This window comes from Phyllobacterium sp. OV277 (genome assembly GCF_900104355.1).
In the GTDB taxonomy this organism is placed as follows: domain Bacteria; phylum Pseudomonadota; class Alphaproteobacteria; order Rhizobiales; family Rhizobiaceae; genus Phyllobacterium.
In genome coordinates this window covers 1,143,407-1,155,705 of the sequence record NZ_FNIY01000002.1, presented here as the reverse complement: position 1 = coordinate 1,155,705, position 12,299 = coordinate 1,143,407, and the positions used below count along the sequence as shown (strand labels likewise).

Annotated in this window: 7 protein-coding genes; 1 reads left to right on the top strand and 6 read right to left on the bottom strand. The window is 56.0% G+C overall.

All coding sequences use genetic code 11. The features are described 5' to 3' along the window. Nucleotides 1-482 precede the first annotated feature (482 nt). On the top strand, nucleotides 483-2,435 hold the full coding sequence (locus BLU05_RS11695; protein WP_091880077.1) for a M23 family metallopeptidase: 1,953 nt from the start codon (nucleotides 483-485) through the stop codon (nucleotides 2,433-2,435). A gap of 8 nt (nucleotides 2,436-2,443) precedes the next feature. On the opposite strand, the gene BLU05_RS11690 is transcribed toward BLU05_RS11695, so the two are convergent. The 6 genes from BLU05_RS11690 to ptsP form a co-directional block, all read right to left on the bottom strand. Next, on the bottom strand, nucleotides 2,444-3,865 hold the full coding sequence (locus BLU05_RS11690) for a L,D-transpeptidase (RefSeq protein ID WP_091880076.1): 1,422 nt from the start codon (nucleotides 3,863-3,865) through the stop codon (nucleotides 2,444-2,446). Between the two features lie 220 nt (nucleotides 3,866-4,085). Beyond that, the gene (clpB, locus tag BLU05_RS11685) at nucleotides 4,086-6,698 is read right to left on the bottom strand and encodes an ATP-dependent chaperone ClpB (RefSeq protein ID WP_091880074.1); all 2,613 of its coding nucleotides are present in this window, start codon (nucleotides 6,696-6,698) and stop codon (nucleotides 4,086-4,088) included. A gap of 209 nt (nucleotides 6,699-6,907) precedes the next feature. Further along, nucleotides 6,908-7,654, bottom strand: a complete 747-nt coding sequence (locus BLU05_RS11680; RefSeq protein ID WP_091880073.1) for a DUF4167 domain-containing protein — start codon at nucleotides 7,652-7,654, stop codon at nucleotides 6,908-6,910. A gap of 295 nt (nucleotides 7,655-7,949) precedes the next feature. After that, the gene (gene prmC, locus BLU05_RS11675; protein ID WP_091880276.1) at nucleotides 7,950-8,813 is read right to left on the bottom strand and encodes a peptide chain release factor N(5)-glutamine methyltransferase; all 864 of its coding nucleotides are present in this window, start codon (nucleotides 8,811-8,813) and stop codon (nucleotides 7,950-7,952) included. A 4-nt stretch (nucleotides 8,814-8,817) separates the two neighbouring features. Beyond that, nucleotides 8,818-9,897, bottom strand: coding sequence for a peptide chain release factor 1 (gene prfA, locus BLU05_RS11670; RefSeq protein WP_091880071.1), 1,080 nt, complete (start codon nucleotides 9,895-9,897; stop codon nucleotides 8,818-8,820). 24 nt (nucleotides 9,898-9,921) lie between these two features. Next, the gene (gene ptsP / locus BLU05_RS11665) at nucleotides 9,922-12,162 is read right to left on the bottom strand and encodes a phosphoenolpyruvate--protein phosphotransferase (protein WP_091880070.1); all 2,241 of its coding nucleotides are present in this window, start codon (nucleotides 12,160-12,162) and stop codon (nucleotides 9,922-9,924) included. Nucleotides 12,163-12,299 lie beyond the last annotated feature (137 nt).

Below are 12,299 nucleotides of genomic sequence, written 5' to 3'. Positions count from 1 at the left end.
CAACAATCCGAAAACTTCCAGAGAGCTTCCTTTAGGGCGCATTCAGCAACCGCCAGCGGCGCCCCGCCCTCGTTGTGTCGGTATATAGACCCCCATCACCAAAACTGTCAACAACGATTTCAAAGTTTTTATCAAAAATGTAACATGAATTATCCACAGGTCCGTATTTGCTGGAGACAACGCCGGCAAATAAGCCGCCGAAGTGAATTGTGATCATCGCGGCCACAAACAAGCCCAATTCAAACCCTAGCGCTGGCTGGCATATGCGGGGCTTATTCCAATGTATTATGGCGTACGTCTATAGATACAGGCACTCTTCCTGTTCAGCGCGTTGACAGATGGAAGCTGCGAGGGCAAAACTGCGGCCTCGTTGACTTCGTACCAGTAAATGGCTGGTCGGCACGCGCCGGAAAATCAAAGTAAGCCTGCATCAATAACGGCGACAGGATCGACACTTAGTATCAGGATCGACACTTAGTATAATGAAAGAGTACGAGGGGCACTCATCAATCGATCCGGGCAACGAACCGCCGTTGATTACGGACGGGCGTCGCGGCCCGCCCGATCGCCGGGAAATTTCGGCGCGATGGCTGGCTGGTACTTTTCTGACCGGTATCACCTCGAGCATGTTGATGGGTGTTGCCTTGTTTGCGGCGCTGGATGGCCGGGAACAATTGGCGACCCCACCCGAACTGATGGCTCGCAATACAATGCCATCGGCCAAGGGCAGCAGCGATGTAACCAAAGGCGCGCGCGTTGCCGCAACCACGCCGATCCGGCGCAACCGTGATCGCCGCCGCCTTGATGTATCGACTGTGTTCAAAGAGGGCGAACGGGACGTCATTCGCTCCACACCCTTTGAATATGTCCGCATAGCACTGGCTTCTGTTCATAACAGCAACCGCAAATATCCTGGGTTCAATCCGCTGGATGTGTTTGCCGAGGCCAATGAAGGAACTGATCCCACGCCCAAAACAGGTTTGATCTATGGCGCCAAGGTTGAAAGCGAAGTCAGTCTGCGCACGGTGGATTTTCCTCTGGCCACGGCGCAGTTTGATCCGTCCGATGATCTGAGCGCTGATGAGGTGGAAGAAGTTGTCCGCAACACCGGCGCATTGCTGACTGACGGCGCGGTGCAGGTGGCTTCGCTGCATTATGTTGATCCGCTGCGCTTTGGCGCTGATGAAGATCCTTTCAATCTGCGCAATCCACTCGCGGTCAAGATCATTCAGGAAAATGTCAGCGTCACACCGCGGGCCAACGAAGATGTGGAAAGCCATGGTTACTCCGAGGAACTCATACCGTTCCGCAATGACAAGGAAATCCTTAGCGCTTTCAGCGACGCCGGTTACGAAAATGATGATGCCATCGGCATGTCCGAGGCAATTTCAAAGCTCCTGAATTCTCCACGCCTGAAAGGCGGTAGCGTTTTGCGGCTCGGCATTGAGTCGCGCGACAATGTCGACCGCATCATGCGGGCCAGTGTCTATAATGGCACAACGCATATTCTGACCATCGCCCTTAATGATAAAGACCAGTATGTGCCTGCGGACGAGCCGGAAATGACGCCGGGCCTGCAGGTGGCTTTTGATGACAATCCGCCCTCATCGCGTCAGCCCGGCGATCTCCCGACGGTCTATGATGGCATTTATCGCGCGGGCATAGCCTATGGCATGACCGATACGATGATCCAGCAATTGGTCCGTATGCTGGCATCGGATGTGGATTTCCAGTCGCAGCTTTTACCAACAGATCAGCTGGAAGCTTTCTTCTCCCTGCCTGCCGATTCGGAAAAGGCCGGTGACGAATCGGAAATTCTCTATGTCGCTGCCAATTTTGGCGGGAACCTGCGCAAATTCTACCGGTTCCATTCCGGGGATGGCTCGACCGATTATTATGACGAGAACGGCAAGAGCTCGAAACAGTTCCTGTTGCGCAATCCTGTACCAAACGGTGTGTTCCGCTCGCCTTTTGGTATGCGGCGTCATCCGATTCTCGGCTATTCGCGCATGCATACGGGTGTTGACTGGTCGGCACCGCGTGGCACCCCGATTATTGCTGCCGGCAATGGCACTGTGGAGCGGGCAGGTTGGACCAATGGCTATGGCAACCAGACAGTCCTTCGCCATTCCAATGGCTATGAAAGCAGTTACTCACACCAGAACGCCATTGCTTCTGGCGTAACACCCGGCGCCCGCGTCCGGCAGGGTCAGGTTATCGGCTATCTCGGCTCAACCGGTCTCTCAACCGGCCCGCATCTGCACTATGAAGTCATCGTCAACGGATCGAAGGTCGACCCGATGCGTATCCGTCTGCCGGGCGGCAGGGCGCTTGATGGCGATGATCTTGTTGCCTTCAAGCGCGAACGCGAGCGTATCGATCAGCTCCTGAAGGATGACAACAACAGCGCGCCGAAGATGGCAGCCAGCGGCTAGAGCAGTTTCTACTCCTGAAACTCGACCGTCACGCCCTTTTGCACCAGCTTAGAGAGTTCGGTTGCATCCCAGTTGGTCAGTCGCACGCAGCCATGACTGTTCGTCTTGCCAATCTTTGACGGCTCCGGCGTACCATGGATACCGTAGGTCGGCTTTGACAATGCAATCCACACCGTACCGACAGGCCCGTTTGGACCCGGCGGTATGGTCAGCACCTTGTCATTCTCACCCTGCTTGAAATTGAGCTTGGGATTATAGGTGTAGTTCGGGTTGAGAGCGATGCGCTCCACCTGAACGATACCCGACGGTGATGGCGTATCGGTTGAACCGATGGTGGCGGGATAGGCAACAACCAGCCGCCCCTCGGCATTATAGCCGCGCACCTGCTTGCGTCCCTTGTCGGCGATGATTTTCGTCACCGAGCCACCAACATTCTGGCCGGTACTGGCAACCTGAATAGCCACACCGGGCTGATTGAAATCAACTCCGGGGTTGATCTCCTTCAAATACCCTTCATCCATGTGAAAGCGTTCGGCCAGCATTTCGGTGACTGATGTAAAGGCCATCCGTTCGAGCTGTGCCTTATGGCTGTAATCCTCAGGGATCGACGCAACGAATGGATAGGCTGCATCTTCCGAGCTGATTGTATAGGAAACAAAGGCGGGACCTCCCGTCTGCTCAAGCGATGCTTGGATTCCCGCATCATTGAGCGGATCAAATTTCTGGCCGGTCATTTCCTCGAAAGCTGCCACGGCCTTGTCGACATTGCCACCCTTGCGACCGTCAATGACACCCGGTGATACACCGATGCGATCAAGCAGGACCTGAATCGCGGCAATCTTGGCTTTGGCGCCCTGCCCCTTTGGCAATTGCACAGTCGGCGCAGGATTGGGATGAGCCGGTATTGATTCCTGAGATGGCGGCGTCGCCAGATTCTCACCAGGCATCTCCGGATCAATCAGACCGGGATTGGCGGGAGGAATGTCCGATTCGCCGTTTGCGGGCGGCAGGGGTGCGCGTTCAACCGTGCGATAGTCGCGTTCGGATGGCTGCTGCCTCTGATAGGCATCGTTTGGGCGATTCGCGTAAGGGTCTTCGGGAATAGAGCCCGTATCAAAAGAATCCTGCGGCGCATCGGGAAAATAATCAGCGCCCCGGCCATTATTGATATCGTTGCGCGGCTCTTCGACCGAAACCACCCGGCCCCGGCGATCCAGCGTCACACGCCGTCCATACTCGTCGAAATAAACGCGATACTCGTCACGTCGTGCCCGCCGATCTGATTCGAACACTTGCGCGACCATATATGGCGCCTGATTCGCGCTTTCACGCGCAGGCAAACCTGCAGCCTGCGCAGGCGCGACAGGCACAAGCACCGCCAAAGCAGTGGTAAAAATCGATGCAAACACAATCAAATGACGAAGCGCCATATTTTCCAACTTCCGGTTTCCGCTAACCTGTCCTTAAGCATAAATGACCGATTTTCCTGTCTTTATGGTTAATGCGGTTTTTTCGAGCCTTATCTGCTGAATAAAACCGGTTCGATTTCAAACGGCGGCTCTGTCATTGCATCTACAGGATGAACCGGACATGAAAATGGCCGCCAGACGGCGGCCATTTTGCTTCCATGCATCATTATATCAGGCGCAATTATGCAGCTTCGCTCTTTTCCCGGTCCGGGGCAGACTTCACAGACCGGAAATTGAGCCGGTCTGAACCTGCCGTGATCTTGACCGTGGAGCCATCCAGAATCTCGCCAAGCAGGATTTTCTCCGCCAGAGGGTCCTGTACCTGCTTCTGGATCACCCGTTTCAGCGGACGTGCGCCATAGGCGGGGTCATAACCCTTCTCGGCAAGCCAGTTGGTTGCATCCTCGTCAATCTTGATGGTGATCTTGCGATCAGTCAGCAAGGACTGCAGACGCTGCATCTGAATAGCCACAATGGCACCCATTTCATTTCGCTTCAGACGATGGAACAGAATGATCTCGTCGACGCGGTTGAGGAATTCCGGTCTGAACGAGGCCTTGACCACATTCATCACATCCTCGCGGGCGCTTTCCACATCCTGATCTTCCCCAAGCGCAGTCAGATATTCTGCTCCCAGATTGGACGTCATGATGATCAGCGTATTGCGGAAATCCACCGTACGGCCCTGACCATCGGTCAGACGTCCATCATCAAGCACCTGCAGCAGAACGTTGAACACATCCGGATGCGCCTTTTCGATCTCATCGAAAAGCACAACCTGATAGGGTCTGCGACGAACCGCTTCGGTCAGTGCGCCGCCTTCCTCATAACCGACATAACCTGGAGGTGCGCCGATCAGACGAGCGACTGAATGCTTCTCCATATATTCGGACATATCGAGGCGGACCATGGCTGTCTCGTCACTGAACAGGAACGAGGCGAGTGCCTTGGTGAGTTCCGTCTTGCCAACACCAGTTGGTCCAAGGAAGATGAACGAGCCAATTGGCCGGTTCGGATCCTGAAGACCGGCACGGGCGCGGCGGACTGCCTTGGAAACGGCCTGAACCGCTTCGCCCTGCCCGATGACCCGCTTGGCCAACTCGTCTTCCATCCGCAACAGCTTTTCGCGCTCGCCTTCCAGCATCCGGTCAACCGGAATGCCGGTCCAGCGCGATACGACCTGCGCGATATGATCAGGAGTGACGATTTCCTCGACCATCGAGGTTGATCCATCCTGCTGTTCGGCCTGTGCAAGCTGCTTTTCCAGCTGCGGGATCGTGCCATAGGCAAGCTCGCCCGCCTTCTGGAATTCACCGTTACGCTGGGCGGAAGCCAAGGCATTGCGCGCATCATCCAGTTGACCTTTCAGATCAGCCGCATGACCAAGCTTCTGCTTTTCCGCCTGCCATGTATTGGTCAGGCCGGTTGACTGTTCTTCAAGCTCGACCAGCTCCTTTTCCAGTCTTTCCAGACGATCCTTTGACGCATCGTCTTTCTCGACCTTCAAAGCTTCGCGCTCAATCTTCAGCTGCATGATGCGGCGGTCGATTTCATCAAGCTCTTCCGGCTTTGAATCCACCTGCATCCGCAGGCGCGCTGCGCCTTCGTCAATCAGGTCGATAGCCTTGTCAGGCAGGAACCGGTCAGTGATGTAGCGGTTCGACAGGGTTGCAGCAGCAACCAGAGCCGAATCGGAAATACGAACCTTGTGATGCTGTTCGTATTTTTCCTTCAACCCGCGCAGGATCGAGATCGTATCCTCAACCGTTGGCTCATCAACGAACACCGGCTGGAACCGCCGTGCAAGCGCTGCATCTTTTTCAACGTGCTTGCGATATTCGTCCAGCGTCGTTGCACCAACGCAATGCAGCTCGCCGCGGGCAAGCGCGGGCTTCAAGAGGTTCGATGCATCCATTGATCCTTCGCCCTTGCCCGCACCAACCAGCGTGTGCATTTCGTCAATGAAGAGGATGATGTCGCCATTGGCCGACTGCACTTCGGAAAGCACACTTTTCAGACGCTCTTCGAATTCGCCGCGATATTTCGCGCCGGCAATGAGTGCGCCCATGTCGAGCGCCATCAACTGCTTGTCTTTAAGAGACTCCGGCACGTCGCCATTGACGATACGCAGGGCAAGGCCTTCGGCAATCGCCGTCTTGCCCACACCGGGCTCGCCGATCAGAACAGGATTGTTCTTCGTGCGGCGTGACAGGACCTGGATGGTCCGGCGAATTTCATCATCGCGTCCGATAACCGGATCAAGCTTGCCCGACCGCGCATCAGCAGTCAGATCCCGCGCGTATTTCTTCAAGGCGTCATAGGTGTTCTCGGCGGAAGCCGAGTCGGCTGTCCGGCCTTTGCGGATATCATTGATAACCGCATTGAGGCCCGCAGCGGTCACGCCAGCGCGGCTCAATATCTCCGAAGTCTTCGCCGATTTTTCAACGGCAAGCGCCGTCAGCAGCCGTTCGACCGTAACGAAACTGTCGCCAGCCTTTTTGGCAATTTCCTCGGCGGTGGCAAAAACCTTCGCCAATGGCTGAGCAAGATAAAGCTGCTCATTGCCGCCGGTTACTTTCGGCAGCGCATTGAGCGCAGCCTGCAATCCAAGCCGCACATCGGCAATGCGTCCGCCTGCCCGTTCGATCAACGATGCGGCGAGACCTTCCTCATCATCAACGAGAACCTTGAGCAAATGCTCCGGTGCAAATTGCTGATGATTGGAAGAGAGCGCAAACGTCTGCGCGGACTGGATGAAGCCGCGAACGCGCTCCGTATATTTTTCAACATTCATTCTGTGTCTCCTTTTCCCCAAAGCCCGTAAGCGGCACTCTGGAGTCCTCTGGTGACGGACCCCCTGCAAGAGGCAGATCCATACGCTTCTGGGCTCATATGGGAATGCTTTCCTGCCCCCGCAAGATACGCCCAAAGCCACAGACTTAAAAAAGAAAACGGCGCGGAAATCATTCAGCGCCGTTTTCAAGACCACTATGTATCAACAGATCAGACGTCAGATGGTTCAACCGCTGCCCGGCGCTTCTTTACTTCGGCAACAATACCTGCCGGAGAAAGGTCATTTGACGTATCGGCGGGAGCAGCCGCTGCAGGAGCGTTGTTTTCATCCGCCACCCGCGGCTCACGCGGACGGGCTGGCCTGCGGCCACGCGGTGCGCGGCGAACGGGTTTTGCTTCGGCCACTTCCTCGGACTCAGATCCAGCATCATCGTCATCATTATTAGATGCATTGGATGCGTTCTGATCGTTGGAGGTGTTCTGATCATACTGCCTGCGCTGCTGATGGTGCGGCTGGCGCTGGCTGACCGGCTCTTCACCATAGGCAACTTCAGCAGGTGTACCTTCAATCACCGGCTGCGGTCCGCTGCCATTGATCTGCTGGTGCTGGACCGGACGGTCCTGCTGCTGTTCGTTGCCGTCATCATCGTAAACGCCATCATCGTCCTGATCATCGCGGTCATCGCGCTGATACTGGACAGGCGCCTGAGCCTGGGCAGCAAGAATGATACGATTGTAATGTTCGGCGTGCTGAAGATAGTTTTCCGCTATCACGCGATCACCACTGCTCTGCGCATCACGCGCAAGAGTGGTATATTTTTCGGCGACGTGCTGAGCATTTCCCCGGATTTTAACATCAGGGCCGTTGCTCTCATAATTACGGGAAAGTGGGTTGGGACCTTTGCGGTTATTGTTACCGCGTCCGCGCATGCGCCTATTCTGCTGTACTGGCCTCATACTTATCTCTTTTCAGAAAATCAGGGGCGCTAATTTGCTCACCAATTGAGTCAAAAAGCTTCGCTTCTCAAGTGCCGACCTGAAGCGCGCCCCGCGCTTCAATCGCATCTAAAGTTTCATAGAACTTTTGTGCTTCCGCAAAAACCATTTCCCCAAGAACAATTCCGATGAGAAATCAACACCCGGAAAATTCCGTATCAATCTCTTGATAGGTAAAACCAGACTTGTTCGGTTTAGAGCGGTGATTGGAAACTAGCCGCCTTCGCGACAAATTCCAAGCCTTTTTTCAATAATTTTATGACTTCATGAACAACATTGCTCTTTCATGCCCCCCGATATCCTTCTGCAGACCTTTCAAAGCGAAACCTGTTCTTGCAAAAATAGCTTCGACATCTGTCCTTTGATCAAAGCCAATCTCCACCGCTACTGCCCCGCCCGCACGAAGATGGGCGTCCGCCTGTTCCGCGATGATACGGTAGGGTTGAAGGCCATCAGGCCCACCATCAAGCGCCAGAACGGGATCATGCACTGCGACTTCGGGTTGAAGGGCCGCAATATCACCGGAGCGTATATAGGGTGGATTGGAAATAATCATGTCAAATCCGCCAGTTACCTCGGCAAACCAGTTGGAGCGCAGAGCGGCAAAACGGCTGGATACATTGTTCAGGCAGGCATTGTTACGTGCGGTGGCAAGAGCGCCCGGCGCCATATCAACGCCAATCGCCCGCAGGTTCGGCACCTGACGGAGCAGTGCAATCGCGATTGCTCCGGTTCCCGTTCCAAGATCAACAAGGTCAGCAATTCCATTCTCTGCAACACGCTGATGCAAGAACGGCAGAGCAAGCTCGACAAGTGCTTCGGTATCCGGTCGCGGCTCCAAAGTATCCACAGAAAGTGCAAACTCCAGCCCGAAAAATTCGCGTTTGCCGATGATCCGATGCACTGATTCGCCGTTGATTCGCCGGATAAGCACAGCATCGAGCCTGGCCATCACGTCTTTCGTCACGGTGTTATGCGGATTACGGACTGTTTCGAGCCTGTCGAAACCGGTTACCCATTCCACCAGAAGCCGCGCATCAAGGTCGGCTCCGGCGATTCCAGCTTTGGTCAGTACCGAGCGCGCCTGAATGTGGACGTCAGCAAGGCGGGCCTCAGCCATACCTTCAGTACCCGTCATTCATCTGGGCGAGAAGCGCAGTCTGATAGTCCGAGATGAGCGCCCCGATCAGTTCGTCAAGATCACCTTCCATAATGCGGTCAAGCTTATAGAGCGTCAGGTTGATGCGATGATCAGTCACGCGGCCTTGCGGGAAATTATAGGTACGGATGCGCTCCGAACGGTCGCCCGAACCAACCTGACTGCGCCGGGCTTCCGACCGCTCGCTGTCAGCCTTTTGCCGCTGCATATCAAAGAGCCGTGACCGCAACACCTGCATGGCGCGCGCGCGGTTCTGGTGCTGGGACTTTTCCGCCTGCACCACGACAATGCCCGATGGAATATGCGTAATGCGCACGGCCGAGTCCGTCGTATTGACGTGCTGCCCGCCCGAACCCGATGCGCGCATCGTATCGATGCGGATATCTTCAGGGCGAATGTCGATGTCGATTTCCTCGGCTTCGGGGAGCACAGCAACCGTTGCCGCAGATGTATGAATGCGCCCGCTCGCTTCCGTATCCGGCACGCGCTGAACCCGGTGAACGCCCGACTCGAATTTGAGCTTGGCAAAAACACCCTTGCCGGAAACCATGGCGATGACTTCCTTATAGCCACCAGCTTCACCATCGCTGCCTGAAATCAGCTCGACCCGCCAACCATTGGCAGCCGCATAGCGTTCATACATGCGGAACAGATCACCGCCGAACAGCGCGGCTTCCGAACCGCCTGTACCCGCGCGGATTTCGAGAATCGCATTGCGCTCGTCGGCAACGTCCTTCGGCAACAGCAGGACCTGAATCTCCTGCTCAAGCGCTTCAATGCGCTCATTGATCTCGGGCAACTCCGCCTCGGCCAGTTCGCGCATATCCTTGTCGGTCGACGCATCGTTGAGCATGCTCTTCAGATCATCAGCTTCACTGCGTGATGCGATCAGATCGCGGATCTTGGCAACGACTGTCTCAAGCTCGGAGTACTCAGATGCGAGCTTCACATAGGTGTCGGAATCAGGATTGCTCGCCATCTGCGATTCAATCATGGAAAACCGCTTCAGCAGCTGATCCATACGATCCTGCGGAATGGACATCATTTTAGTTTGTTACCTCAGTAAATCTCACAGCGGAACGCCTGTCCGCTCTGCGAATTTGTTCAGGACATGCCGCAGGGAACCGGTATCGCCGTGATTATCAATCGCGTCGGAGAGCTGCGCATGCAACGCGCCGACATCGAGCGTACCCAGCATTGCCTTAACAGGACCAATGGACGCCGGTGCCATCGAAATGGAACGGAAGCCAAGGCCGATCAGGGCCATGGCCGAAAGTGGCTTTCCGGCCATTTCACCGCACAGCGTCACATCCGTGTTGTTACGCACGCCCGCCTGCGCAATCTGGCGGAGCACCCGCAGGAACGGCACCGACAGATTGTCAAAACGATTGCTGATAATCGAGTTGCCGCGATCCACCGCCATGACAAACTGGAACAGATCATTGGAGCCGACAGAAACGAAATCCACGACGGACATCAATTCATCAAGCTGCCAAAGCAGGGACGGGACTTCAACCATCGCGCCGATCTTTACCCGTGTCGGCAGATTATAGGCAAAGCGCGACAGGTGCTGCACTTCGCGGTTGATCAGTTCACTCGCTTTGCGAACCTCGGCCACTTCGGTGACCATCGGGAGCATCAGGCGCAATTCACGCCCGCCCGCTGCTTTCAGCAAGGCACGAACCTGCGTGCGCAGCAGACCCGGACGGTCGAGCGTCAGGCGGATCGCGCGCCAGCCCATGGCCGGATTTTCTTCATTCGTATTGCTGCGGAAATAAGGAAGAACCTTATCGCCGCCAATATCGAGCGTGCGGAATGTCACCGGACGATCCCCGGCGGCTTCCAGCACCGAACGGTAGAGCCGCTCCTGCTGTTCGGCGCGGGGGAAGGTCGAAGCCACCATGAATTGCAGTTCGGTGCGGAAGAGGCCAATGCCCGCTGCGCCCGCTTCCGTTAGCTGCGGCAGATCAACCAGCAGCCCCGCATTCATCAGCAGGGAGATCGGCACACCATCCTTGGTAACCGAAGGCTTGTCGCGCAACTCGCGATAGAGAGCCTGACGCTTAGCGCGGAACTTGACCTTTTCCGAATAAGCAGCCTCAACATCCGCCTGCGGACGCAAATGCACCCGGCCATCATCGCCGTCGATAATCACGGCATCGTTGTTCTCAGCCATGGACACGACGCCCTTGACCTGTCCCGCAACCGGAATGCCCATGGCGCGGGCCACAATCACCACATGGCTTGTCGCCGCGCCATCTTCCAGTACCAGCCCGCGCAAACGCTCGCGCGGATAGTCGAGAAGTTCGGCAGCGCCCATCGACCGGGCAATGATAATGGCATCCTTGGCCAGCGAACCGGCCATGGTCTTCACATCACGTCCCATCAACTGGCGCAGCAGCCGGTTGGCAAGATCGTCGAAATCGCTGAGACGCTCCCGCATATAGGGGTCGCTCAGATGCATCATCCGCGCGCGCGTATCGCTCTGAACTTTCTCAACCGCTGCTTCCGCAGTCAGACCGTTACGGATTGCCTCTTCAAGACGGCGCACCCAGCCCGTATCATGGGCAAACATCCGGTAAGCTTCGAGCACTTCGCGGTGCTCGCCCTCAAACGCGACATCGCGCCGCGACAGCATGTCGTCAATGGAAATGCGCAAGGAGCCAAGCGAGGTTTCGAGCCGGTCGATTTCCGTATCGATGTTTTCGTTGAAAAGGTTGGTGACAACAATGCGCGGCTCGTGCAGCACAACATGCCCGAGACCAACGCCATCATTAAAGGCACTGCCGGAAAAGCTCATGGGCTTGCCGAGATCAAGCTCGACGCCCGGCCGTGCCAGACGTGTCAAGCTACCCGCAGCAACCATCTCCGCCAGAACCATAGCCGTGGTTTCAAGCGCTTCCACCTCATCTTCGCGGTAAACGCGCTTGGTCCTGTTCTGCACAACCAGAACGCCGAGCGTGCGCCCTGCCCGCAGGATCGGCACACCGAGGAAGGAATTGTAAATTTCTTCGCCCGTCTCCGGCAGGTAGGCGAAGGCGGGGTGGGTCTGGGCATCGGTCAGATTGAGCGGCCGGGCGCTTGAGGCAATCGTACCGACAAGACCTTGGCCGAGGCGCAACTGCGCCAAGTGAACCGCCGATGGGTTCAAACCTTCGGTTGCATAGAGTTCGAGGACCCCATCGGAACGCAGCACGTAAAATGAGCATACTTCGGCGACCATGTTCTGCGCGATTTCGCGAACGATACGGTCAAGCCTCTCCTGCGGCTCAAGAGCCTCCGCCATCAATTCGCGGAGGCGCTTCAGCATGACACGAGGACCAGTAATCTGCTCGCGCGTGGGCACCCATCTGCTCCATAACAATATCGGCAAGACCGGAATGGTCTCGCCAATCAACTCATTGATTCATCATGTCAGCCGAGACGTTCACCGACAAACAGAATCTC